At 63.8% G+C, this 25467-nt stretch carries 15 protein-coding genes and 2 pseudogenes; 7 read left to right on the top strand and 10 right to left on the bottom strand.

Going from position 1 to position 25467, the window contains the following annotated elements; translation table 11 throughout:
• Positions 1-61 precede the first annotated feature (61 nt).
• Positions 62-1015: a sugar-binding transcriptional regulator gene (locus AC1DVW_RS20810; RefSeq protein WP_477325537.1), complete on the bottom strand. Its 954-nt coding sequence runs from the start codon at positions 1013-1015 to the stop codon at positions 62-64.
• A gap of 189 nt (positions 1016-1204) precedes the next feature.
• Here AC1DVW_RS20810 and AC1DVW_RS20815 point away from each other — a divergent pair, with 189 nt between their 5' ends.
• The 7 genes and pseudogenes from AC1DVW_RS20815 (at position 1205) to AC1DVW_RS20845 (ending at position 12302) form a co-directional block, all read left to right on the top strand.
• The gene (locus AC1DVW_RS20815) at positions 1205-2845 is read left to right on the top strand and encodes an acyl-CoA synthetase (RefSeq protein WP_477325539.1); all 1641 of its coding nucleotides are present in this window, start codon (positions 1205-1207) and stop codon (positions 2843-2845) included.
• A 420-nt stretch (positions 2846-3265) separates the two neighbouring features.
• Positions 3266-3871, top strand: coding sequence for a TetR/AcrR family transcriptional regulator (locus tag AC1DVW_RS20820; protein WP_477243296.1), 606 nt, complete (start codon positions 3266-3268; stop codon positions 3869-3871).
• 56 nt (positions 3872-3927) lie between these two features.
• Positions 3928-5067 (top strand): efflux RND transporter periplasmic adaptor subunit, encoded by a 1140-nt coding sequence (locus AC1DVW_RS20825; protein ID WP_477325541.1) that lies wholly within the window; start codon positions 3928-3930, stop codon positions 5065-5067.
• A 243-nt stretch (positions 5068-5310) separates the two neighbouring features.
• The gene (locus AC1DVW_RS20830) at positions 5311-8445 is read left to right on the top strand and encodes an efflux RND transporter permease subunit (protein WP_477325543.1); all 3135 of its coding nucleotides are present in this window, start codon (positions 5311-5313) and stop codon (positions 8443-8445) included.
• A gap of 122 nt (positions 8446-8567) precedes the next feature.
• Complete coding sequence (locus AC1DVW_RS20835; protein WP_477243302.1) at positions 8568-10061, top strand: aldehyde dehydrogenase family protein; 1494 nt, start codon at positions 8568-8570, stop codon at positions 10059-10061.
• Between the two features lie 130 nt (positions 10062-10191).
• Positions 10192-11546 (top strand): annotated as a pseudogene (locus AC1DVW_RS20840) (LLM class flavin-dependent oxidoreductase).
• Positions 11547-11627: 81 nt separating this feature from the next.
• Complete coding sequence (locus AC1DVW_RS20845; RefSeq protein ID WP_477243306.1) at positions 11628-12302, top strand: TetR/AcrR family transcriptional regulator; 675 nt, start codon at positions 11628-11630, stop codon at positions 12300-12302.
• Here AC1DVW_RS20845 and AC1DVW_RS20850 read toward each other — a convergent pair.
• From AC1DVW_RS20850 to AC1DVW_RS20890, 9 genes and pseudogenes are all read right to left on the bottom strand, one after another.
• Positions 12299-13837 (bottom strand): trimethylamine methyltransferase family protein, encoded by a 1539-nt coding sequence (locus tag AC1DVW_RS20850; RefSeq protein ID WP_477325545.1) that lies wholly within the window; start codon positions 13835-13837, stop codon positions 12299-12301. The genes AC1DVW_RS20845 and AC1DVW_RS20850 overlap by 4 nt on opposite strands.
• 9 nt (positions 13838-13846) lie before the next feature.
• Positions 13847-15949 (bottom strand): oxidoreductase, encoded by a 2103-nt coding sequence (locus AC1DVW_RS20855; protein ID WP_477325547.1) that lies wholly within the window; start codon positions 15947-15949, stop codon positions 13847-13849.
• A 179-nt stretch (positions 15950-16128) separates the two neighbouring features.
• Positions 16129-17841, bottom strand: a complete 1713-nt coding sequence (locus tag AC1DVW_RS20860; RefSeq protein ID WP_477325549.1) for an APC family permease — start codon at positions 17839-17841, stop codon at positions 16129-16131.
• Between the two features lie 320 nt (positions 17842-18161).
• Positions 18162-18512 (bottom strand): hypothetical protein, encoded by a 351-nt coding sequence (locus tag AC1DVW_RS20865; protein ID WP_477325551.1) that lies wholly within the window; start codon positions 18510-18512, stop codon positions 18162-18164.
• Between the two features lie 56 nt (positions 18513-18568).
• A pseudogene (locus AC1DVW_RS20870) lies at positions 18569-18844 on the bottom strand (IS1 family transposase); the annotation flags it as partial.
• 58 nt (positions 18845-18902) lie between these two features.
• Positions 18903-21272, bottom strand: coding sequence for a DUF1989 domain-containing protein (locus AC1DVW_RS20875; protein ID WP_477325553.1), 2370 nt, complete (start codon positions 21270-21272; stop codon positions 18903-18905).
• A 306-nt stretch (positions 21273-21578) separates the two neighbouring features.
• Entirely contained in the window at positions 21579-22208 is a 630-nt protein-coding gene (locus tag AC1DVW_RS20880; protein ID WP_477271637.1) for a sarcosine oxidase subunit gamma, read from the bottom strand.
• Positions 22201-25179 carry a sarcosine oxidase subunit alpha gene (locus AC1DVW_RS20885; protein ID WP_477325555.1) on the bottom strand — a complete coding sequence of 993 codons (2979 nt, stop codon included), beginning with the start codon at positions 25177-25179 and terminating at the stop codon, positions 22201-22203. Before AC1DVW_RS20885 ends, AC1DVW_RS20880 begins: the two co-directional genes overlap by 8 nt.
• Complete coding sequence (locus AC1DVW_RS20890) at positions 25179-25454, bottom strand: sarcosine oxidase subunit delta (RefSeq protein WP_477243320.1); 276 nt, start codon at positions 25452-25454, stop codon at positions 25179-25181. The genes AC1DVW_RS20885 and AC1DVW_RS20890 overlap by 1 nt, the downstream gene beginning before the upstream one ends.
• Positions 25455-25467: the final 13 nt, after the last annotated feature.

A 25467-nucleotide genomic window follows, 5' to 3' on the forward strand; every position in this document is an offset into this window, starting at 1 on the left:
TTGTGAACAGGAATGCCGCGACGCTTTGATGACAATGCGCCGGCTGCAATGATTTCGTTTGCTAGGAGGCCTTTTGTGCATGGTCGAGCAGCCGTCGCGCCATCCGCGCGCCGACCACAAGATGCGTGCAGAGCTCGCCGGTCATCGCCGCGATGAGCGGGTCGAACTTGCTGACTTCCTGCACGACCATCAGGCGCTTTTCGATGGCGCGCAGCGATGAAAGGTCTGCCGAAATGACGCGACGGTTGTAGCTGCAGTCGAGCGCCTTGCCCTTGGCGTCGATGATCTGCCCGGCGATGACGCCGGCAGCACCCGCCTTACGCAACGCGCCCATCTCGTCGACGGTCAGCGCACCGCATTTGACGACATGACTGTCGGCGTCGACGGTGCCGACCGAGAACAGCGCCAGGTCGCATTCATGAATGCTCGCCAACTGCTCGCGGATCACCGGCTCGGCACGCAGGCCGCGCGCCAGCTCCTCCGTCGTCAGCACCAGTGGCGCATAGAAATTGATGCCCTTGGCGTTGAGCCGGCGGGCGATTTCCATCGTGCATTGGTCCGGCCGGTAGGAATAGGGGGCGCCGAGATTGCCGCACAGCTGCACCACGGTGACATCCTGCAGGTCGGCATAGGACATGATGTCGGCGATCGTGTAGACGGTCCGTCCCCAGGCGACGCCGATGCGATCGCCCTTCTTGACCAGTTCGAGAAAGACGCTCGCCGCCAGCACCGCAATGTCGGTCGACGGATCGATGACATAGTCGTTTTCCGGCGCAATCCAGACGGCGTCGAGCTTCAGCGCGTCTTCGAGCTTGCGCGCCAGCACATCATCGGTGAAAAGTTGGGTCGAGGTCGAGATGTTGACAATGCCGGTCTCGCGCGCCTTGCGCAGATACATGGCGACCGAGGCACGGGAAATCTTGAGCTGGCTGGCCACCTGGTCCTGACGCAGGCCGTGGGCGTAGTAAAGCCAGGCGGCTTTGTGGATAAGCTGTTCTGCCGGTCGGATCGCCATGCCATCTCCTCTCTGACATTATTCACGGCTCTCGACAAAAGTCAAACCGAGCCGAGGTATACGATGCCCCTTCATCAGCTGAATCCAGAACATCATTGTGCCAAATGCGCACTCTCGTGGCATCGTTGGTGGTGACGCGGCCCGAGCCTGTGATTAGAACGTCACAAGGAAGACATTGGGGAGGACGGGATGGGCAATCCCTATGAACAGGATCTCGACAAGAACGCGGCTAACCACCAGCCGCTGACGCCGCTCACCTATCTGGAGCGGGCGGCCAGGACCTATCCCGACCATGTCGCCATCATCCATGGCCGCCAGCGCACCACCTATCGCGATTTCTGGCGCCGCTCGTTGAAGCTTGCCTCGGCGCTCTCAAAGCGCGGCATCGGCAAGGGCGATACCGTCACTGTCATGCTGTCCAACACGCCGCCAATGCTTGAGGCGCATTTCGGCGTGCCGATGACCAAGGCGGTGCTGCATTCGCTCAACACACGCCTCGATGCCGCGGTCATTGCCTTCCAGCTCGACCATGCCGAAACCAAGGTTCTCATCGTCGACCGCGAATTCTCTGCTGTCGTCAGGGAGGCGCTGGCGTTGGCCAGAGCAAAGCCGCTGGTCATCGACTATGACGATCCCGAATACGCCACCGATGCGCCCTATCCCAAGGGCGAACGGCTCGGCACGCTCGACTATGAGGAGTTTGTCGCCGGCGGCGACGAGGATTTCGCCTGGTCGATGCCCGACGACGAATGGGACGCCATATCGCTCAACTACACCTCCGGCACCACGGGCAATCCGAAGGGCGTCGTCTATCACCATCGCGGCGCGGCCCTGATGGCCTACACCAACACCATCCATGCCGGCATGGCCAAGCACGCGGTCTATCTGTGGACGCTGCCGATGTTCCACTGCAATGGCTGGTGCTTTCCCTGGACCTTGGCCGTGCAGGCCGGCACCCATGTCTGCCTGCGCTGGGTGCGGCCGAAGCCGATCTACGACGCCATCGCCGACCACGGCGTCACGCATCTCTGCGGCGCGCCGGTCGTCATGTCGGTGCTGATCAACGCCAAGGACGAGGACAAGCGCGAATTCGCGCAGACCGTCACCTTCAACACCGCCGCGGCGCCGCCGCCGGAAGCCGTGCTTTCGGGCATGGCCGATGCCGGCTTTGCCGTCACCCATCTCTATGGCCTGACCGAGACCTACGGCCCGGCGGTCGTCAACGAATGGCACGGCGCCTGGGATGGTCTCGACAAGGGATCGAAGGCGACGAAGAAGGCGAGACAGGGCGTGCGTTACGCCGCGCTTGAGGATTTGACAGTGATGGATCCGGAGGCGATGCAGAAAACGCCGGCCGATGGCGAGACCATCGGCGAGGTGATGTTCCGCGGCAACATCGTCATGAAGGGCTATCTGAAAAACCGCAAGGCAAGTGACGAGGCCTTTGCCGGCGGCTGGTTCCACTCGGGCGACCTCGGCGTCATGCATCCGGATGGCTACATCCAGCTCAAGGACCGCTCCAAGGACATCATCATCTCCGGCGGCGAGAACATCTCCTCGATCGAGGTCGAGGATGCGCTCTACAAGCACCCCGCCGTTGCCTCCTGTGGCGTCGTTGCGCGGGCCGACGAGAAATGGGGCGAGGTGCCGGTCGCCTATGTCGAACTGAAGCCGGGCAAGACCGCGACCGAAGCCGAGATCATCGACCACTGCCGCGCGCTTCTAGCCCGCTTCAAGGTGCCGAAGGCGGTGATATTCGCGGAAATCCCGAAGACCTCGACCGGCAAGATCCAGAAGTTCCGGCTGCGGGAAATGGCGAAGCAGGCTTAACTACACTGCAACTCTTGCGATGGCCTCGACAATTTGCCGCGGCCCTGCGTGACTTCGTCATCCTAGGTGGAGCAGTCGCGAAGCAACGTAGCGGAAACCCTGGGATCCATGCCGTGACCTTGCGGCAGCACTCCGGCGATCGAGAATCACTGGCGGCGGACGTTAGGCGTATATCGGCGCAACTAATTGGTACCGCTGCATTATTCGACATGCGTCACGGCATGGATCCTAGGGTCTGCGCCGCGTCGCTACGCTCCTTGCTTCGCCCTAGGATGACGAAGCGCGTGGAGCCCGGCCGCCAACATTGTCACCATCTGTCACCAATTATACGTGTACGTCGAATCCGCGTTGACATCCCACCTTTTTCGATTTACGACTGACGAAAATTGAAATTCGTCACTCGTTAATCGACAGAGAGCCATGTCAGAAGCTGCCAACATAGTGGCCGACCCCACCCGACAGGAGAATGTGACACGCATTCTCGACTGCGCCGAGCGCCTGTTCCGTCACTACGGTTACGGCAAGACCAACGTTGCCGACATTGCGCGCGAACTAGGCATGTCGCCGGCCAACATCTACCGTTTCTTTGCCTCCAAGGTTGAAATCCACCAGGCCGTCTGCGGCCGGATGCTCGGCGCCAGCTACAAGATGGCCTACGAGATCTCTAGGCTGCCGATCAGTGCCGAGGAGCGGCTGCGGCGCTACGTGCATGCGCAATACAAGATGACGATGGAAGTCATGCTCGACGATCAGAAGGTCCACGAGATGGTCATCGTTGCGCTCGAACGCGACTGGGGCGTCATCGACAAGCATGTCGACAGCATCCACGACTTGTTCGCGGAGGTGATCCGCGACGGCATCGAGGCCGGTGAGTTCCGGGAACAGGATCCGGTCATCGCATCGCGCTGCTTCGGCGCCGCCACCGTCATTCTGTGCCACCCGCAGATGGTGGCGCAGTGCCTTGCCAAGACCAACCGGGCGATGCCCGACGACCTTATCGACTATGCGATCAAGGCTTTGAAATAGCCGCCACCCCACCGGGTGCCGGTGTCGAAAGTTCATCTCCAGTCAGGAGTGCCAAAGTGTCTTTGTCCAGTTCCATCATCAGCAGGCTGCCAGTCGCTGGCCTGATCGTCGCCACGCTCGGGCTCGCGGCCTGCTCGCAGGAGAAGACCGAAGTCCAGGACATCATCCGCCCGGTCAAGGTGGTCGAGATCGGCCAGGCTGAGAACAGCCGCGAACTCAACTATTCCGGCTCGGTGCGCGCCCGCACCGAAATGAATCTCGGCTTTCGCATCTCGGGCAAGGTCACCCAGCGCCTTGTCGATATCGGCCAGCATGTGACATCAGGCGATGTCTTGGCCCGCATCGATCCCACCGACTACGAGCTTTCGGTCAAGAGCGCCAAGGCCAGCCTCGATGCCGCCGAGCGGCAGGTCGAGACGGTCGATCTGTCGCGGGAGCGCGCCGAGCAGCTTTTTGCCAAGAACTTCACCTCCAAGTCGCAGCTCGAACAGGCGACGCTGAGCTACAACCAGGCGGTGGCGACGCGCGATGCCGCCCGCTCGACGCTTGCCCAAGCGCAGAACCAGGTCGTCTATACCGATCTCAAGGCGAGCGAGAACGGCATCGTCACATCCGTCAGCGCCGATGTCGGCCAGGTGGTCGGTGCCGGCACGCCGGTAATGACCGTTGCCGTCGACGGCGAAAAGGAAGTGCTGATCGCGGTTCCCGAAATGGATATTGCCGCCTTCAAGCCGGGCAAGGCGGTCAAGGCGAGCTTCTGGTCCGACGACGCGCTGAGCCTCGACGGCAAGGTCCGCGAAGTGGCCGGCAGCGCCGATCAGCAGTCGCGTACCTTTGCCGTTCGCGTCTCGCTCCCCGATGATCCCCGCGTGCTGCTGGGCATGACCGCCAACATTGAAGCCTCGGTGGCGAGCCGGCAGCAGATGGTGTCCATCCCGCTCAGCGCGCTTGCTGAAAAGGACGGCCAGAAGATCGTTTGGACAGTCGACCGCGGCAGCGACACGGTCCATCCGCGCCCCATCAAGGTTGCCGAATTCACCGCCGACGGCGTCAGTGTCGCCGACGGGCTGAAGCCAGGCGACGTCGTCGTAGCCGCAGGCACCCAGTTCATGACCGAAAATCTGCAGGTCAAGCTGACCGGCGGTGCAGCGCAACAGTCGGCATCCGCGGAAGACGCGGCCAAGGCCCTGCGCTGACACGAAGCAAACGAAAACCGGCTTTCATCGCATCGGCGCAAGCCGCGAGGTCAATCGGTTCATGGTTTCCGGGCGGCGAGCGCCCGATGGTCGAGACGCAAGGTTGATGTAACCCCCACATCTGACCCGCGTCCCACCGCGATGAGTCTCTCCGCTCGGAAAGCCTCGCCGCCCGGAAGCCGACATCGGAAACTCTGAGAACGTGCGCAAACGCGCTGACGATCAATTGGATGGGCTGACGCCATGACCACCGACGCCAATGAAAAGCAGCCTTTCAATCTTTCGCGCTGGGCCATCGGCCATCCCTCCATCGCGCGCTTTCTGTTTGGCCTGATCATCATTGCCGGTGCACTCGGCCTGATGCGCATGGGCCAGAAGGAAGACCCGGATTTCACCTTCCGCGTCATGGTTGTCCAGGCGATCTGGCCTGGCTCCTCGATCCAGGAGATGGAGGACCAGGTCGTCAACAAGATCGAGCGCAAGCTGCAGGAAACGCCGCATCTCGATTTCGTTCGCTCCTACACCCGCGCCGGCAGCGCCATCATCACCTTGCAGGTCAAGGGCGACACCAATCCGGCGCAGGTCGCCGACGCGTTCTATCAGGTGCGCAAGAAGGTCGGCGACATCGCCAATGAATTGCCGCAGGGGCTGCTCGGGCCATACTTCAACGATGAGTTCGGCGACACGTTCATCACCCTGCACTCGATCAGCGGCGATGGCTACAGCTATCCGGAACTGAAGAAATTCGCCATCCAGGCGCGCGACATGCTGCTGACGACGCCAGGCGTCGAGAAGGCCGTCATCATCGGCGACCAGCCGGAGAAGATTTATATCGACGTGTCGTCTAAGGCGCTTGCCGAGCGCGGGCTGACGCTGTCCGACCTGCAGAATGCCATCAAGGGTCAGAACAATGTCGATCCGGCGGGCTCCGTCGACACCGGTCTGCGTTCGGTGCGCATTTCGGTCGAAGGCGACGTGACCAAGGCAGCCGACATCAGGGAGTTGCGCTTGCGCGCCGGCGGCCAGGTGACGCGTCTCGGCGACATCGCCACCGTGTCCGCCGGCCTCGAGGATCCCTATCAGCGCAAATATCGCTTCAACGGCCACGAAAGCGTCCAGCTCGGCGTCGTCATGGCCAGGGGCTTCAACGTCACCGATGTCGGCACCGACGTCGAGGCGACCTACAAGCGTTTCGAAGAGGCGCTGCCCTACGGCGTTTCGGTCGACCAGATTTCCGACCAGCCGGAAGTCGTCCGCGATGCCGTGAAGGAGTTCATGGAGGCGCTGGGCGAAGCGCTGCTGATCGTGCTTGCCGTCTCGCTGCTGTCGATCGGCTGGCGCTCGGGCCTGGTCATCGCCATCGCCATTCCGCTGGTTCTGGCCGCCACCTTCGCCATCATGTACGAGCTCGGCATCGACCTGCAGCGCATTTCGCTTGGCGCGCTGATCATTGCGCTCGGCCTGCTCGTCGACGATGCGATGATCGTCGTCGAGATGATGGAGCGCAAGCTTGAAGAGGGGCTGGTCAAGATCGACGCGGCGAGCTTCGCCTATTCCTCGACCGCCTTCCCGATGTTGACCGGCACGCTGATCACCACCGCGGGTTTCATCCCCGTCGGTTTCGCCGCCTCGACGGCCGGCGAATATGTCCGCACGCTGTTCTACGTCGTCGGCATCGCGCTGGTCGTCTCCTGGTTCGTGGCGGTCTATTTCACGCCGTGGCTCGGCTACATGATCCTCAAGCAGCGCAAGCATGCCGGCAATCACCACGATGCCTTCGACACCAGCTTCTACCGCCGGCTGCGCGGCACCGTCGGCTGGGCCGTGCGCCACCGCATCATCGTCCTGGTGATGACGCTGATGACCTTTGCAACCAGCCTGTGGGCGTTCCAGTTCATCCCGCAGAATTTCTTCCCGCAATCGTCGCGTCCGGAAATCCTTGTCGACCTCTGGCTGCCGGAGGGAACCTCGATCAAGGAGGTGGAGACGCAGGCCAAGGCGCTGGAAGCCAAGATGATGGGCGACACCGACAAGCGCTTCATCGCCACCTATATCGGCGAGGGCGCACCGCGCTTCTTCCTGCCGCTCGACCAGCAGCTGCGCAACCCGAACTTCGCCCAGCTTCTGGTGATGGCCAATGACGAACCGGCCCGCGAGCGGCTGATCGTCAAGCTGCGCACCATTCTGGCGCAGGACTTCCCGTCGATCCGCGGCAAGGTCGACCGCCTCTTCCTCGGCCCGCCGACAGGCTGGCCGGTGCAGATGCGCGTTATGGGCCCGGATCGCCAGGAGGTGCGCCGCATTGCCGATCAGGTGAAGGCGAAATTCGCGGAAAATCCGCAGCTCGGCGCCATCCATGACGACTGGCTGGAACCGGTGCCGGCGATGAAGCTGGTCATCGACCAGGACCGCGCCCGGGCGCTCGGCGTCAGCTCGCAGCGCATTCGCCAGATGCTGCAGGCAACCATGTCGGGCGCGCCGCTCGATGATTTCCGTGACGGTGAGGAGACGGTTTCGATCGTCGCCCGCGAACCGGACGCAAGCCGCAGCCTGCTGTCCTCGGTCGACTCTATCTCCATCCCGACCGACTTCGGCGGCTTCGTGCCGCTGTCGCAGGTGGCCAAGGTCGTCCCGGTGCTGGAACAAGGCGTCGAATGGCGGCGCGACCGTCTGCCGACCATCAGCGTGCGTGCCACGCTGCCGGATGGCGTGCAGTCGAACGACGTCGTGACGAAACTGTACAACGACATGCAGGGCCTGCGAGCCGGCCTCGCTCCCGGCTACAAGGTCGAGATCCAGGGCGGCGCCGAGGATTCGGCGGAAAGCCAGGCTTCGATCGCCGCCAAGGCGCCGATCATGCTGGCCGTCATCGTCGTGCTGTTGATGATCCAGCTGCAGCATTTCGGCAAGGCGATGCTGGTGCTGGCCACCGGCCCGCTCGGTATCATCGGTGCGGCGGCCGCACTTCTGATCAGCGGGGCGCCGTTCGGCTTCGTCGCCATCCTCGGCGTCATCGCGCTGCTCGGCATCATCATGCGCAACTCGATCATCCTGGTCGACCAGATCGACCAGGACATCGCCAGAGGCATGGAACGATCGGAGGCCATCATCGGCTCGGCCGTGCGCCGTTTCCGGCCGATCGTGCTGACGGCGATGACGGCGGTGCTGGCGCTGATCCCGATCTCGCGCGCCGTGTTCTGGGGCCCGCTCGCCTACGCCATGATGGGCGGCATCCTGGTTGCCACCGTGCTCACCATCCTCGTCTTGCCGGCTGGCTATGCGTTGTTCTTTGGCCGTGAGCCGAAGAAGGCCGCGGAGCCTGCAGGTGAGGCGGTGCAGGACAATGAACAGCCGCAACTGGCCCTGGCAGCCGAGTAGGCCCTGCTGGCGCATAGGATGCGGTCTTGGAAAAATGCTAGAACGCCGTACGTTTGACGTGCGGCGTTCTGGCTTTCTCCTGGCGGGTAGGCCACGTGCGGCCTGTCGCGAGGAGGACAATCATGACCCTGGCCCAGACTTCGATCGCCCTGCGTCAACCGCTCGACGGACGCCACCGCCAGATGTTCATCGATGGCGCCTGGGTCGATGCGCGCTCGGGCCGCACAATGGAAACCCGCAATCCGGCCACAGGCGCGGTTCTAGCCACAGTGCCACGCGGCGATCGGCAGGACATCGAACTCGCCGTCGCTGCCGCCCGCAAGGCCTTCGACGGGCCGTGGAGCCGCTTCAAGCCCTATGAGCGGCAGGTGCTGCTGCTGAAAATCGCCGACCTCTTCGAAAAGCACTGGGAAGAGATCAGCCGCTCCGACACCACCGATATGGGCATGCCGATTGTGCGCACCCGCGCCAACCGCAACCGCGTCATCGGCATGCTGCGCTACTACGCCGGCATGGCGACCGCGCTGCATGGCGAGACCATCGAGAACTCGCTGCCGGGCGAGGTCGTCTCCTTCACCCGAAAGGAGCCGGTCGGCGTCGTTGGCGCCATCATTCCGTGGAATGCGCCAACGGCGGCCTCGATCTGGAAGATCGGCCCGGCACTGGCGACCGGCTGCACCATCGTGCTGAAGCCTTCGGAAGAAGCGCCGCTGACGCCGCTGCTGATCGCCGACATCATGAACGAAGCCGGCGTTCCCCCAGGCGTCGTCAACATCGTCACCGGCACCGGCGCCGAGGCAGGTGCTGCCCTGGCCGAACATATGGGCGTCGACAAGATCGTCTTCACCGGCTCGACTGCGACCGGCCAGTCGATCATCCGGGCGTCAGCCGGCAATTTGAAGCGCGTTTCGCTGGAACTCGGCGGCAAATCGCCGGTCATCGTCTGCGCCGACGCCGATCTCGACAAAGCGGTGCCGGTGGCGGCGATGTCTGTGTTCGCCAATTCCGGCCAGATCTGCATCGCCGGCTCGCGCCTGTTTGTCGAGCGTCCGATCCATGACGAGTTTGTTGCGCGGCTGGCTGCCTACGCCCAAGGCCTCAGGATTGGTGACGGCATCGACCCGGCAACCGAGATCGGTCCGCTCGTGTCGGAGAAACAGCTGCAAAGGGTCACAGGTTACCTCGAAGCCGGCACGGCCGAAGGCGCGACGCTGGTCACCGGTGGCGCCCGCCTTACCGAAGGCACGCTTGCCGCCGGCAATTTCATCGCGCCGACGGTCTTTGCCGGCGTTTCGGACGGCATGAGGATCGCGCGTGAGGAAATCTTCGGCCCCGTCATCTCGGCGCTGCCCTTCGACACGCTGGACGAGTCGATCGAGCGCGCCAACAACACGCTTTATGGTCTCGCCGCCGGGGTGTTCACGCAGAACGTCGCCACCGCGCATCAACTGTCACGAAAGATCCGCGCCGGCTCGGTCTGGGTCAACACCTATCACGCCATCGATCCGGCGGTGCCCTTCGGCGGCTACAAGATGAGCGGCTACGGCCGCGAGGGCGGTGGCGAGCATCTCGACGAATATCTCAACACCAAGGGCGTGTTCATCAAAATAGATTGAACGGCCATCCATACGAAAATGCTCCCGAGAACGGGTTTTGCAAAACAGAATTCCTTTCCAGGGCGACAAAGCCGTCCGATCCTGCTGGCATATCGGAGCGATAGCGCTCGTCCACGTCAGGTGATCATCCATGGCAGACAAAAAACAATTGCGGCTCGGCGCCTTCATGCGCCCGGTCAGTCTTCACACCGGCGCCTGGCGCTACCCGGGCGCCTATCCCGACGCCAATTTCAACTTCGCGCACCTCAAACGCTTCGCGCAGACATTGGAGGTGGCCAAGTTCGACGCCTTCTTCATGGCCGATCATCTGGCCGTGCTCAACATGCCGATCGAGGCGCTGCGGCGCAGCCATACGGTCACGTCCTTCGAGCCGTTCACGCTGCTGTCGGCGCTCGCCGCCGTCACCGATCACATCGGGCTGGTGGCAACCGCGTCGACGACCTTCGACGCGCCCTATCACATTGCCCGCCGGTTCGCCTCGCTCGACCATATCAGCGGCGGCCGCGCGGGCTGGAACATCGTCACCACGTCCAACCCCGACGCGGCGCTGAATTTCGGCCTCGACGAGCATGTCGAGCATGACGAGCGCTACCAGCGGGCGCGCGAATTCTACGACGTCGTCACCGGCCTGTGGGACAGCTTTGCCGACGACGCCTTCATCCGCGACGCCGAAAGCGGGCTCTATTTCGACCCGGAGAGGCTGCATGTGCTCGACCACAAGGGCGAGCACCTTTCGGTGCGCGGGCCGCTCAACATCGCGCGGCCGGTGCAGGGCTGGCCGGTCATCGTCCAGGCCGGCGCGTCGGAGGCCGGACGGCAGCTGGCGGCCGAAACGGCGGAAGTCATTTTCGCGGCGCACGCCGATCTCGCGGCCGGTCAGCGCTTCTTTCCGACGTCAAGGGCCGCGCGCAAAAGCTCGGCCGCTCGCGCGACGATATCAAGATCCTGCCCGGCGCCTTCGTCATCGTCGGCGACAGCGTCGAGGAGGCGCAGGCCAAACGGGGGAAGCTCGACGGACTGGTCTACACCGAGAGCGGCATTGCCTCGCTGTCGATCGCGCTCGGCCATGACGCGTCGGGTTTCGATCCGGACGCTCCCTTGCCGGAAATCCCCGAGACCAATGCCTCGAAGAGCAGTCGCGAGCGCGTCATCGAACTGGCGCGCAAGGAAAACCTCACCGTCCGGCAGCTTGCGCAGCGGCTGGGCGGCTATTCCGGCCTCGCTTTCGTCGGCACGCCGAAGACCATCGCCGACGAAATGGAGGAATGGCTGGTCACCGAGGGCTCCGACGGGTTCAACATCATGTTTCCCTATCTGCCCGCCGGCCTCGACGACTTTGTCGAGAAGGTGGTGCCGGAACTGCAGCGGCGAGGGATCTTCAGGCGGCAGTACGAGGGAACCACACTGCGCGAGAATCTCGGCCTGAAACGGCCGCCGAACCGGTTCTTCGAAGACGAGAAAGCGGCCGTCCGCAGGGCCGGCTGATATAGGCAAACTGTTGCGCGCAATTCGCATGCCCCCGGGCAAGACGTGGACAGTTTGACGGCAATCGATTAGCTGGGGTCGATGACGGAACCAGCAACCACCAAGCGCAAGCGCGGCGCCAAGAAATCGCCGCCGCGCTTCAGCCGCGAGCACCCGGATGTGCGCCGTGCCATGCTGATCGAGGCGGCGACGCGGTGCCTGTCGGTTGGCGGCATCGGCGCCTTCACCATCGATCGCATCTGCAAGGAGGCCGGCGTTTCGCGTGGCCTGATCAACCACCATTTCGAAGGTCGCGACGGGCTGCTGGTCGAGGTCTACAAATCTTCGCTCTATGCCAGCGTCAACAACCAGATCGCCGAGGCCAAGCGCCGCCGCGCCGAGAAACCCGATTGGCCGCCCGAGGCCTCGCTGGCCGCTCTGGTGCAGTCAAACTTCTCGCCCGATTATTTCAGCCGTGACAATTTGCTGATCTGGCTCTCGCTGTGGGGTGAGATCGCCGTCAACCCGCGCCTCAAGGCAGCGCATCGTGAACTATACGACGCCTACCGGGCCGAACTCGCCGAGGACATCGCCGCGGTCGCCACGCCGCGCGGCCGGGACGTCGATGCGCCGGGGCTGGCGCGCAATTTCATCGCCCTGGTCGACGGGCTCTGGCTCGAATGGTGTCTTGATGAAAGCGTCGTGACACCGCAGGCGGCGGAGGCTGCCGGCTTCGAGATGCTCGAAGCTCAGGTCGGGCCGTTGCGCGGCGCCTAGTTCAGCGGCGAACCGCCCTCGCGCTTGCGGCGCTCCATATAGTCGCGCAGCGCTTCGTCGATGCCGGGATCGATCGGCGGCTGCTCGTATTCGGCGACCATGCGCTTCCACACCACATTGGCGCGCTCGCGCGCCGTCAGCTGGCCGCGTTCGATCCAGGTGTCGTAGTTGTCCCAGTTGGAGACCAGCGGCGAGTAGAACGCCCGCTCGTAGCGCTGCATCGTGTGTGCCGCGCCGAAGAAATGCCCGGCCGGGCCGACCTCGCGCACCGCTTCCAGCGCCAGCGTGTCGATATCGACCACCGGCGGGTCGAAATAGGCGCACATCATCTGCAGCATCTCGGCATCGATGACCAGTTTCTCGAACGACGCCGTCAGCCCGCCGCCGAGCCAGCCGGCGGCATGCAGCACCAGATTGGCGCCGCCCATCAAACAACCCCACAGCGACATGGCGCTTTCATAGGCGGCCTGCGCGTCGACCGAATTGGCGGCGGTGACATTGCTGGACCGGAACGGCACGCCGATCAGCCGGCAGAGCTGACCGGTGATCTGCGCGGCCTGCGTGTATTCGGGCGTGCCGAAGGCCGGCGCGCCGGTCTTCATGTCGACATTGGAGGTGAAGCCGCCATACATCACCGGCACGCCGGGACGCACGATCTGCGTCAGCACGATGCCGGCCAGCGCCTCGGCATGCTGCTGCGACAATGCACCGGCCAGCGTCACCGGGCTCATCGCGCCGGCCAGTGTGAACGGCGTGATGACATTGACCTGGCCATGCTCGGCCAGCGCGATCAGCCCTTCGGCCATCGGTTCGTCGAGCTGCAGTGGCGAATTGGTGTTGATGATGCCGGTGAAGACAGGCATCTCCTGGGCAAGGTTTTCGCGCGTCGTGCCGAGCGAGATCGCCACCATTTCCAGCGCGTCGACGGCGCGACCGCGGCCAAGCGTCTGCGGCTGCCAGTTTTTGTCGAGCAGCGTGATCTCGGCATAATAGAGGTCGAGATGGCGCGTGTTCTGGTGCAGGTCGAGCGGCTCGAACGGCCCGCCGCCTTCCTGGTGCAGCACGTTGAACGACTGGATGAGTTTGAGGTAATCGCACATCTCGGCATAGGTGCCGGGGCGGCGGCCGCGATCATTGTCCATGACATAGGCCGGCCCGCCGACCGACGCCAGGATGCAGTGCCGCCCGCCGACCTTGACGTTTTTCTCCGGATTCCGGGCGCGCAATTCGAACGACGACGGCGTCATGGCGACGCGCTGCATGACCATGGCGCGGTCGAAGCGCACCCGCATCTCGCCTTCGTCGACTTCACAGCCGGCCGCGCGATAGAACTGGCGCGCCTGCGGCTGCAGCACCCGCATGCCGATCTCTTCGAGGATGGTCAGGCCCATCTCGTGGATCGTCTGCACCTGATCATCAGAGAGAATCTCGATCGGCGCATAGGGACGCGTCAGATGCTTCCACGGCCGCTGCTCGATGCCGCCGATCTCGCGTTGCGGGCGGCCGGGTCTGCGACGTGCCGTGATGCGCTCCATAACCTTCTCCTATTCGGCTGCCGTCCGCATATCGAAGTCCGCCACCGCATCGACGATCGGCGTGTCGCGACGGTAAGGCTGCACTCGGATTTTTGCGCCGATCTCCTGAGCCAGCTTGTGGCCGCCATGCACCGCATGAGCGATGGCGCCGGGCGCCAGCGTATCGCCGATCCGATCGACGCTTTTGATGCCGGCTCCCGCAAGCGCATCCGCCTTTTCTGTTAGGGACTCGAACAGTTCATTGCGCGGCAAGCGCAGTCCGACGATTACCACCGAGCGGCAAGTCATTCGGATCTCCTCGCCAGTGAACAGATGCGCCAGCGTCGCCGTCTCGCCGTCGAAGGATTTCAGCAGATGCAGTGTCGTCACCGGCACCTTGCGCCGCGCCAGCGCGCGATGCACCAGCGGCAGTTCGTTAGTCATGACCGTCCATGCGGACGCCTGGCCTGCCGGCGTGACGTAGCTGACCGGGATGCCGTGCGCGGCGAGGTGTTCGGCGAGGACGCCGCCCATGTAATAGTTGTCGAAATCGAAGACGAGGGTTGGCCCCTGCGGAAGCCGGCCGCCGGCGATGTCGTCCGGGGTCAGCACATCGGGATGGTCGAGCCGTCCGACCGGAATCTCCAGCGAGGAATAGAGCATCTTCGTCCAGCGCGCGCCGGTCGCCAGCACCACGCGCTCCGGCGAAAGCTCAATGATCTCATCCACGCCCAGCGCGCTCTCGGGGTAGAGCGAGACGTTGCTCATCTCGTTGAGACGGCCGAGGCGATAGTCGACGACGCGGTTCCAGGCGGACAGGCCGGGCAGCGTCTTCTCGAAAGTCAGCCGCCCGCCGAAGCTGCGGCTGCTGTCGGCGAGCGTCACCTCATAACCGCGACGGCCGAGCGTCAGCGCGCATTCGAGCCCGGCCGGTCCGCCGCCGACAATGAGAATGCGTTCAGGTTTGTCGGTGCGCTCTACACGCTCCGGGTGCCAGCCGCGCCGCCATTCCTCGCCGGCTGTCGGGTTCTGCGTGCAGCGCACCGGCACGCCGTCATGCCAGCTTGAAATGCAGATGTTGCAGCCGATGCATTCGCGGATTTCGGCCTCGCGTCCTTCGCGGATCTTGTTCGGCAGGAACGGGTCGGCAATCGAAGGCCGCGCGCCGCCGATGAAGTCGAGCACGCCGCGCCGGATCTGCGAGACCATGGTGTCGGGCGAGGTGAAACGGCCGACGCCGACCACTGGCTTTTTCGTCAGCGATTTGACGAAGTCGATCACCGGCTCGTGGCTGCCTTCGCCGCTGAAGCGCGACGCCGAACAGTCGGTCGGACTGGAATCCATCTTGACGTCGAACAGGTCGGGCAGGTCGGCAAGCAGTTCGACCAGTTCGTGTGCCTCGGAGGGCTGGTTGCGGCCGGGTCGGCCACGCAGTTCCTCGAGGCTGACGCGCAAGGCGACGCCGCAATCCTTGCCGACGGCCTCCTTGGTGACCTCGATCAACTCGCGCACGAAGCGCACCCGGTTCTCGATCGACCCGCCATATTCGTCGGCGCGATGATTGTATTCCGGCAGCAGGAATTCGTAGCCGAGATAGCCCATGCCGGCATAGACATAGACGATGTCGAAGCCGGCCGTGCGCGCCTTGCGCGCCGCTTCGGCCTGGCATCGCAGCACCTCGCGAATATCGGCCTTGTCCATCGTCTTCGGCCGCAAATTGCCCATGAAGCCGACATGGGTGGCCATCCATGGAATGCCGGATGGCGACAGCGGCGGCAGCCGACTTGTCCTGTTCATCACCGAGGCGCCGCCGTGCCACAGCTCCACGCCGGCCAGCGCGCCATGGCGGTGCACCGCCTCCGTCATCAGCGCATGGGCGCGGATGTCGTTGTCGTCCCACATCATAGCGAAAGGCAGCGGTGCGTCGTCCGAGCTCGGGTCGATCGAACAGGCGCCGGTGCAGATCACCCCCCATCCGCCCTCGGCCTTGGCTTCGCGGAAGGCCGCGCGAACCCGTGGCAACGCATTGGTCATGCCGCTGGCGTGCGGCACTTGATAGAAGCGGTTCGGCGCGGTGACCGGCCCGATCCGCATCGGCTCGAACAGGATTTCGTAGCGAGGGTTACAGGTCATCGGTGCCAGCGAATATGCTTGTTGAACGATCGTACAACAAGCATATTCGCACCGGTGACGGAACGCAATGGACCTGTCACCGGCCGGAGACGAAAAAGCCCACCCCGACACTGTCGGAGTGGGCTTCCGCCGGGAGGCCAGGATCGAGCACGACTACGCTCGATCCCTTCAGATTGCTGTCAGATGACGAAGAACCAGTTGGCGAGCAACATCACCACGACGCCGGCGACCAGCGTCAGATAGGGCAGCATTCCCGCCTTCTTTACCGCCAGATCGGACGAACTCATGCCGAGGTCGGCCAGCATATGGTCGGGGAATTTGCCGCCGTCCTGGATGTAGTGGCGGAAGCAGAACACCGGGATGATCAGGGCAGCGGTGATCAGTCCGGCCCACAGTGCCATCGGGTTCCAGACCTTGGCGCCCGCGCCCATGAAGATCGCGTTGACATAGGCGAAGATGGCGCCGACGCCGAGCAGCCAGCCCGGTGCTTTCCACGGCCGCGCGATATGGCCGTTGTCGATGCGGTGGATCCAGCCGGCATTGAGATTGAGGAAGTTGAAGATGATGTAGCCGCAATTCGACACCGCGAGGATGAAGAAGAAGCTCGTCGCGTCGGCCGAGGCGATGGCCAGCACGATCAGGTTGAAGATCAGGTCGGTCCACATGGCGCGCGTCGGTGCACCATGCTCGTTGACGTGGCTGAGATAGCGCGGCAGCCAGCCATCGACCGAGCCCTGGTAGAGCGTGCGCGAGGAGCCGGCCATCGCCGTCATGATGCACAGCACCAGCGCCAGGATCATCAGCATCACCAGCAGGCTGTGGATAAGATTTCCGCCGCCGACCATGCCGGCCAGCGCGTCGGCAACGCCGGAGCCGTCGACGATCGGGGTGGCCAGCATGCCGTTCAGGCCGAGCACGCCCTGGAAGGTGAAGGGCACCAGGATGAACAGCAGCAGGCAGAGCAGGCCGGAATAGAAGATGGCCTTGAACGTGTCGGTGCCGGGGTTCTTGAACTCGGAAGTGTAGCAGACGGCCGTCTCGAAACCATAGGTCGACCACGCGGCGATGAACATGCCGCCAAGCACCAGCGTCCAGCCGGCGATGTTCCACGAACCAGGCTCGGGTGCATAGGCAGCGGCCAGCGGCACCAGCGGCGAAAAGTTCGCCCAGTTGATCTGGCCGGTGAAGATCGGCACCACGCCGACGATCAACATTGGGATGATGACCAGCAGGCCGATATATTTCTGCACATTGGCCGTGCCGAGGATGCCGCGATGCTGGATGGCGAAGATGATCAGCATCAGCACCGCGCCGATGAAGAAGGTGGAGTTGAAGGTGAAGGAAACCGGGCCTAGCGTGTGGCTGAACAGGCTCCAGGTGCGGATCGCCGGGGTCGCGGCCGCGGTCACCGCCGTGATCGCGTCGGCGGCACTGGTTCCGGCATGCGCCGCGACATAGGCAACGACATCAGGCGAGGTTTCGCTGAACACCGGCACCGGCGCCAGAGCGTTGAGGATGTAGGCAGCGGCGATCGAGCAGCCGAGCGACAGCACCGGCGACCAGGCGAACCAGTTGCACCACACCGACAGCGGCGCGATGAACTTGGAATAGCGCAGCCATGCGGTGGCGCCGTAGACCGAAGCGCCGCCGGACTTGTTCGGGAACAGGCCGGCGATTTCCGCATAGGTGAAGGATTGCAGGAAGCCCATGACCATGGACACGGTCCAGATCAGGAAGGCCAGCGTTCCGGTCGTGCCGGCAATGCCGCCGATCGAAAACAGGACGAGGGCCGGAACGCCGCTGGCCACCCAGAAGGCGCCGCGCCAGTCGATATTCCGGTGCAGTTCGCCTTCAGCGGCGGGCTGCGCCAGCGCAGTGGTTGTCGTGCTCATAGGCTTGAAATCCCCTTTTTGATGTTCCCCGTCCGTGACGGCCGCGACTGTGCGTGGCTTCATCGCAGATGCATGCTTTGGTCGGCTGCCCTTGTTTCCGGTCAGTCGCATTTTTTTCTTAACAGTGAACATTGATCCGGCGCGCTTTCACGTCAAGCGTTTTGTGAAACTGTGCACATCACGCTTGTGAAACGCGAGCTTTCGCGGCGCTGCCGGCTGGTCTGAAACGAAAAAACCCGCCTGAGGCGGGTCGCGGCGCAAATCAGCAGCGTCGCCAAATCAATAGCATAACTGCCGTCACTAGTCGATCGGGCAGTGGGTCAGTTTGAAATCTCGGCTTCAACATCTTCGTGCAAAACGACACGATCGCCCCAGTAACGCAGTGTGGAGCGCGCGGTCAGAGTCAGTTCGAACCAATGCCCCAAGGCTTTCTCATCCCAGTGAGGATCGCCACGTCCCCATGTAAAACCCGACAGTCGAAACACTGCGCCATTGGTCTCTTTGTACTCAATTCCCCACGGTCTGGCCGCAGCATCATACGTGACTAGGATATTGTCCTGATCGCTCTCGTCTACAGCGACAAAATACAAAGCCTCGCCAACAGGAAACGGAATCGTTCGCTTCCCGAAAGGCGCATAAGCATCGTCGCCTATCCTCGTCCACTTCGACATCCTCGGACCCTGTTTCATCTGAAATGGAAAGTTAGATCGCCAGACCGTAGCGTAGTTTAGGCGGCAGCGCGCTTCTTGTATGGTCCGCGCACTACCGGCTTCTCAGCTTCCTTCGCTTCGATCAAAGCAACGATATCTGCGATCTCCCAAAGCTTGCCAGTCACGCCAGCGGCCATCGCAGGCGTCATACGCAACGTGGCATGGATGCGAACAAAATTGTAGTACATGAAGTGAAGCGCCACGGCGTTGGCGTGAGCCTCCACCTTTTTGGAAAAGCCATTGGTCAGGCGCGTGAAGCGCATATGCGTCCGCATGGTCAGGTTCTGGCGCTCGGCAAACTTTTCAAACTGACCCACTGCCGTCGATCGATGTGGCTTGGCTGCGATGCCGTCAGGAACGCGGCCTGGTCTTCTGCGGGTCGTAGTGGGCTAAGGCGACGACGCGCGCCGGCAGCCGCTTGGCATGGCCGTCGAGCTTGCCGATCTCGACCTCGGTGCCGATGGCTGAATGGGTGACGTCGAGTCTCGCCAGCGCGATGTTCTTGTTCAGCACCGGCGAGCGCATGCTGGATGTGACGACGCCGATCTGGGCGCGGCCGACATGGATGCAGTCGCCATGGCCGACAGCGACATTGGCGTCGATGTCGAGGCCGACCAGTTTTGTCTGCGGGTTCTCCTTGCGCCGGATCAGCGCCTCGCGGCCTATGAAATCGTCCGTCTTGCTCTTCAGCGGCACGGTGAAGCCGATGCCGGCCTCGAACGGATCGGTCTGGTCGGAGAACTCGTAACCGGCGAAGATCAGCCCGGCCTCGATGCGCACCATGTCGAGCGCCTGCAGCCCCATCGGCTTCAGCCCATGCGGCTGGCCGGCCTCCCAGATGGCGTCGAACACTTTTGCGGCGTCGCGCGGATGACACCAGATCTCGTAGCCGAGTTCGCCGGTGTAGCCGGTGCGTGACACCACGACCGGGATGCCGTTGCCGCCGCCGATGCGCGCCACCGCGAAACGGAACCATTCGAGCTCGTCGATCGACGGCTGCAGCGGCGAGGTCCAGATCACCTCTCGCAGGATGTCGCGGCTCTTCGGACCTTGCACGGCGACATTGTGCATCTGGTCGGTCGATGAGCGCACCAGCACGTTGAGGCCGAGCTTTGCCGCCGTCTCGCGCAGCCATTCGCCCGAGAGATCATCGCCGCCGACCCAGCGGAAATTGTCCTTGCCGAGACGCAGCAGCGTGCCGTCGTCGATCATGCCGCCATGTTCGTAGCACATGGCGGAGTAGACGACCTGGCCGATGCCGAGCTTCTTCACATCGCGGGTCAGCGTGTATTGCAGCAGCGCTTCCGAATCCGGTCCGGTGACTTCGAACTTGCGCAGCGGCGACAGGTCCATGATCACGGCATCCTGCCGGCAGGCCCAGTATTCGTCGATCGGGCCCTCCTTGGCGAAGGCATTGGCCAGCCAATACCCCCTGTACTCCACGAAGCTGCGTGTGTGCTTGGCAAAGCTCGAATGAAAGGCTGTCTCGCGGGTCATTTTGGGTTCCGAATCGGGCGTCATGCGTCTGGCGATCGCTCGCGAGAATTTGTGCTGGCCGGAATAGGTTCGCACATGGATGTCGGTCAGGTTCCAGCCATTGGCCGGCGTCGTGTCGTCGGGGCAGGCGGAGGACACGCAGACGATGTCGGTCAGCGCCCGCAGCAGCACATAGTCGCCCGCTCGCGACCATGGCTCGTCGGACACCATGACGCCATGCGCGTCCATCGCCGTGTTGAAGAAGAAGTTGATCGCCATCCAGCCCGCACGCGGTGTGACGCCCCTGTCTGCCAGCGCCCGATTAAAGTTCTCCGAGCAGTTGGTATGGCCGGGATAGCCGATGTCGTCGTAATATTTGGCCGCGCAAGCCAGCGCGAAAGCGTCATGCCGGCCGCACGTGTCCTGCACCACCTCGACCAGCGGCTCCATGTCCTGGTCGTAATATTTCGAATGCAGGCCGGGCATCGGATAGCTCGATCCCATCAGCGTGCGCGTCGTCGTCACGTCGAGCGGATGGTCGCGGCCCTTGTCCAGCTTGCGCGCCGAAAAGCACTGGAAGTCGGTGCACTGCCGGCCGTCGACATCGATGATCTGCAGATAGTCGCCGGCCTTGACGAAGTAGGATTCCGCCGTCGCCGAATGAACCCGCAGATCGAGCACCGGATCGGCGAGCGGATCGCCAAGCTGCGATTTGGAGGCAGGGCGGATCGTGGCGCGGCGCACGATGACGCTGAGCGGTGTCGCCGTGTCGTGGCCATCGACCAGCATCGGCCCGCCCGGCGCGGCGATCAGCATGGCGCCGTCCCGGGCGACGGTAAAACCCTGTTCGGTGCCGGCCGGCGTTGTGCCGCCGAACACGCGCACCGCCTTGGCCTGATCGAGCTGCACCTGACGGCGTTCGAGCCCGCGGCGGACAGCCGAGAGACTGTCGTCGCCGTCGATCAGCAGCGCCTTGATGCCGGTGGCATTGCTGTTGGGCATTTCACCGAGGATGCCTGCGTCGCTTACGCCGGTCTTGTCCCACGCGAGCAACTCGCAAGCCTGCCCGCCCTCGACATTGCGCACGGTGATGGTATCGCCGGCCTCGATGTCGAGGAGCACTGCGCCGTTGCCCTGGATCGTATGACGCTCCATGCCCGCCGGCAGCGCGATCTGGCCGGGCCTGAGGATCAGGCTCGGTCGGGGCGGTCCGGCGGCAATTGCGGGGTAGGGCGACTGGCTCATCTCAGCCTTGCGGTTCGAGAAACAAGTTTGCCTGTGTGTAAAATTACTTTAGCAGCAAGAATAGCAGCCCTTGTAGGTTTAGCAAGGTGGAGCGACTGGGTGCGGCTCTCCCTTCTCCCCTTGTGGGAGAAGGTGGCCGAGCGCAGCTCGGTCGGATGAGGGGTGCTGGACGGATCGCAACGGGGAAGACATAAGTACCTAGAATAGTTATATTTTTTGACGCCTAGTTTCTTCCAACACCCCTCATCCGTCTTGGCGCTGCGCGCCAAGCCACCTTCTCCCACAGGGGGAGAAGGGAAGGGCGCGCTACGCCAAATCCTCCGAATGCGCGATCGCCACGCCATATTCCGCAGCCGAATCCAGCATCGTATGCCAAAGGCTCTCGGCGAACGTCGCAAACACCAGAACGTTAAACACCGCCAGTCCATCCGCCCGATCATTCCCGCGCCAGAGCGTGACGCTGGTATGATCCATCGAGGTCGCGGCAGCAGCGCCAACCGAAAATGCCGCCGGATGCAGATCGATCGACGACAGCTTTGCCAGCATGGTGCGTGCCTTGGCACCGGAGATACTGATCAGCGCGCGCGCATGAGATTGATCCGACAGCGAGGCGGACGATGCAAAGGCCGGGCCGAGTTCTCCGGTCCCATGCTTGCCGCCCTTGGTCAGGACAAAAAACTGATCCGGTCCGGACCAGATCAGCGTCGCATCCGCCGTGTCGACCGCCTTCGGTGTTTCCGGAGCCGCCACGCCGAAGCGGGCCTGCGCGGCCTCCGCAACCTCTGCCGCCTTGCCGCGCCGCGCCATTACCTGCACGAGGTCGAAATTGCGGACTTCGGTCAGCGAGACGCCGGCCTCGATGCCGCCCGCGCCATGCGCGCCGGCGGCAAGCGCCCGCTCAAGCGGGCTGCGAATGTCCCAGGAAAACTCAGCCACGCTGGCGCCCTCCATCCGGATCGTAGAAGACGGGATTGCAGAGCTCGACATCATAGTCCTCGCCGCGCAGCGGATCATGCGCATGGACGATCTCGCCGATGCGCCCGCGCCCGCGTTCGACCAGCCCGAGCCCGATCCATTGGTCGAGCGTCGGCGAGAAGCAGACCGAGGTCACGTAGCCCTGGTCATTGCCTGGGCCGGGTGTCTGGCCCTTCGGAATGATGTGCGCGCCGGAGCGCAAACGGCGCGCCTTGTCGACCGGCCTGATACCGACCACGACCTGCCGGTCCGACGCCACGAGCGCTTCGCGGCCGGCCATGCTGCGGCCAATAAAGTCCTTCTTGCTCGACATCATCTTGCCGAGGCCGAGGTCGCCCGCGGTCGTGGTGCCGTTCAGTTCCGGCCCGGCGACATGGCCCTTTTCGACGCGCATAACGCCGAGCGCCTCGGTGCCGTAGGGCGTCACGCCGAATGGCGCGCCGGCCAGCATCAAATTGCGCACCAGCGCCTCGCCATAGCGGGCCGGAACGGAAATCTCGAACGCCATTTCGCCGGAGAACGAGATGCGGAACAGCCGCGCCTTGATGCCGCCGCGCAGCGCCACTTCGCGCGCGCCCATGAACGGAAAGCCTTCGTTGGAAAGATCCTCGGCCGGATCGACGATTTCTTTCAGCAGGTCGCGAGTCTTGGGTCCGGCGATGGAGAACTGCGCCCACTGGTCGGAGACAGATGTGAGCTGCACGTCGAGCTCGGGGAACAGCACCTGCCGGCAGAATTCGAGATGCTGCATCACCAGCCCGGCCTTGGCCGTGGTGGTGGTCAGGAAATAATGATCCTCGGCCAGCCGCGACGTGGTGCCGTCGTCATAGACGATGCCGTCCTCGCGCAGCATCAGCCCGTAGCGGGCTTTGCCCACGGCAAGGCTGGAGAAGGTGTTGATGTAGACGCGGTCGAGGAACGCGCCGGCATCCGGGCCATGCACGTCGATTTTGCCCAGCGTCGAGACATCGCAGAAGCCGACGCCGCCGCGCACCGCCTTGACCTCGCGGGTCACCGATTCCAGCCAGTCCTTCTCGCCGGCGCGCGGATACCACTGCGCCCGCTTCCACAGGCCGGTGTCGACAAAGATCGCGCCCTGTTCGGCGGCCCAGTGATGCGAGGGTGTCAGCCGCGTCGCATGGAAAGTCTCGTCGCGATGATGACCGGCGAAGGCGCCGATGGCGACGGGCACGTAAGGAGGCCGGTAGATCGTCGTGCCAGTTTCCGGAATGGACCTGCCGCTGACCGCAGCCATGATGGCGAGGCCGGCGACATTGGATGTCTTGCCCTGGTCGGTGGCCATGCCGAGCGTCGTGTAGCGCTTCAAATGCTCGACCGATTCAAACCCTTCACGCTGCGCCAGTTCGATGTCTGACGCGGTGACGTCGTGCTGGTAGTCGACAAAGGCTTTTCCTTTACCGGCGACATGCCAGAGCGGGGTCAGGGAGAAGGCCTCGTCATCGGCGACCGGGGTCGCGCCTGCCGTGCCGCTGCGACCGGCACCAGCTGCCGCCGCAGCACCGGCGGCAAAGCCTTGGCTCAGGCAGGCGCCGAGCCCGAAAGCGCCGTTGGCGGCACCGACGGCGACCATGCCGGGAGGCGCTCCGTCTGGCACGAAAGCGGCAATAGCGTCCTGCCATTTCGGCCGGCCACGATGGTAGGAGGTCAGTCCGACCGCCGGGTTCCAGCCACCGGAGACGGCGAGCCCGTCGGCCTCGACTTCGGCGCGCGCGCCGCCAGCGAGCGATACCGCAATTTTCCGAACGCCGTCCTTGCCGCCATCGACACCGCTGACGGAGCCGTGCAGTACGGTGAACCCGTTCTTAGAGGCGAGCGAGCGATGGGCTGGAGATACGTCAGGCCGCGCGTCGATCACCGCCGCGACCTGCAATCCGGCTGCTAGCGCTGTCTCGACCGTGTGCCAGCCATCCTCATTGTTGGTGAACAGCGCGACGCGCTTTGCCGGAGACGCCGCATAGCGCGCGACATAGGTCCGCATGGCGGACGCCATCATCACGCCCGGCGTGTCGTTGCCGGCAAAGACGATCGGCCGCTCGATGGCGCCGGCTGCGACAATGCAGCGTTTGGCCACGATCCGCCACAGCCGCTGGCGCACCTGATGCTCGGGCGGCAAGGGCAGGTGGTCGTTGATCCGCTCCAGCGCGCCATAGGTGCCGCCGTCATAGACGCCGAACAAAGTCGTGCGGGTCATGATGCGGACGTCTGGTAGCGAGCCGAGTTCGGCCAGTGTCCGCGATATCCATTTGGCTGCCGGCAGGCCGTCGATGGTGCCACCATCAGACAGCAGGCGGCCGCCGAGCGTGAAATCCTCTTCGCACAGGATGACGCGGGCGCCTGCGCGGCCGGCGGACAATGCTGCCGCCAGACCGGCCGGGCCGGAGCCTGCGATCAGCACGTCGCAATGCGCCCAGGCCTTGTCGTAGTGGTCGGGATCGGCAACGCCTGCGGCGCGGCCGAGACCGGCGGCACGGCGGATCGCCGGCTCGTAGATGGCTTCCCAGAATTTGGCCGGCCACATGAAGGTCTTGTAGTAGAAGCCGGCGACGAAGATCGGTGCGAACAGCTGGTTCACCGACATGATATCGTGGCGCAGCGACGGCCAGCGGTTCTGGCTGGCGGCCTCGAGGCCATCATAAAGCTCCGCGGTGGTGGCCTTGGTGTTGGCCTCGCGCCGTGCGCCTGTGCGCAGTTCGACCAGCGCATTGGGCTCCTCAGAGCCGGCGGTCAGGATGCCGCGGGGGCGGTGGTATTTGAACGAGCGGCTGACCAGCTTGACGCCATTGGCGACCAGCGCCGAAGCCAGCGTGTCGCCCTGGAAGCCGCCGAAGCTCTTGCCGTCGAAACGGAAATTCAGCGGCGCCGAGCGGTCGATGAGCCCGCCGGTGGCGAGCCGGTGTGTCTGCGTGGCCATCAAGCGCCTACCTTCGCAGCGCCGACACCAGCCGCCGGTTCCACCGCAGAAATCTCATGCGTCAGCGTGTTGCGCGTGACCTTCAGCCATGCCCGGCAGCCGCCGCCATGATACCAGTTCTCGCTCATCACGCCGGCCACGTTGTCGCGCAGATAGACATAGTCGAACACCGCGTCTTCCGGGGCGTCGGCCTCTGGTCGCACCGGCTTGGCGTCGCCGAGATAGGTGAACTCGCCGAGTTCGCGTTCGCCGCAGAAGGGACAGACAATACGCATGCTCTTTCAGACC

The sequence above is a fragment of the Mesorhizobium sp. P3_B5 genome (assembly GCF_056402815.1).

What these genes read in the sequence shown, in the direction of transcription:
- AC1DVW_RS20855 (WP_477325547.1), bottom strand. Translation starts at nt 15,949, where the DNA reads ATGACCTGTAACCCTCGCTACGAAATCCTGTTCGAGCCGATGCGGATC.
- AC1DVW_RS20850 (WP_477325545.1), bottom strand. Translation starts at nt 13,837, where the DNA reads ATGGAGCGCATCACGGCACGTCGCAGACCCGGCCGCCCGCAACGCGAG.
- AC1DVW_RS20885 (WP_477325555.1), bottom strand. Translation starts at nt 25,179, where the DNA reads ATGGCCACGCAGACACACCGGCTCGCCACCGGCGGGCTCATCGACCGC.
- AC1DVW_RS20845 (WP_477243306.1), top strand. Translation starts at nt 11,628, where the DNA reads ATGACGGAACCAGCAACCACCAAGCGCAAGCGCGGCGCCAAGAAATCG.
- AC1DVW_RS20865 (WP_477325551.1), bottom strand. Translation starts at nt 18,512, where the DNA reads ATGTCGAAGTGGACGAGGATAGGCGACGATGCTTATGCGCCTTTCGGG.
- AC1DVW_RS20835 (WP_477243302.1), top strand. Translation starts at nt 8,568, where the DNA reads ATGACCCTGGCCCAGACTTCGATCGCCCTGCGTCAACCGCTCGACGGA.
- AC1DVW_RS20890 (WP_477243320.1), bottom strand. Translation starts at nt 25,454, where the DNA reads ATGCGTATTGTCTGTCCCTTCTGCGGCGAACGCGAACTCGGCGAGTTC.
- AC1DVW_RS20830 (WP_477325543.1), top strand. Translation starts at nt 5,311, where the DNA reads ATGACCACCGACGCCAATGAAAAGCAGCCTTTCAATCTTTCGCGCTGG.
- AC1DVW_RS20875 (WP_477325553.1), bottom strand. Translation starts at nt 21,272, where the DNA reads ATGAGCCAGTCGCCCTACCCCGCAATTGCCGCCGGACCGCCCCGACCG.
- AC1DVW_RS20810 (WP_477325537.1), bottom strand. Translation starts at nt 1,015, where the DNA reads ATGGCGATCCGACCGGCAGAACAGCTTATCCACAAAGCCGCCTGGCTT.
- AC1DVW_RS20860 (WP_477325549.1), bottom strand. Translation starts at nt 17,841, where the DNA reads ATGAGCACGACAACCACTGCGCTGGCGCAGCCCGCCGCTGAAGGCGAA.
- AC1DVW_RS20820 (WP_477243296.1), top strand. Translation starts at nt 3,266, where the DNA reads ATGTCAGAAGCTGCCAACATAGTGGCCGACCCCACCCGACAGGAGAAT.
- AC1DVW_RS20815 (WP_477325539.1), top strand. Translation starts at nt 1,205, where the DNA reads ATGGGCAATCCCTATGAACAGGATCTCGACAAGAACGCGGCTAACCAC.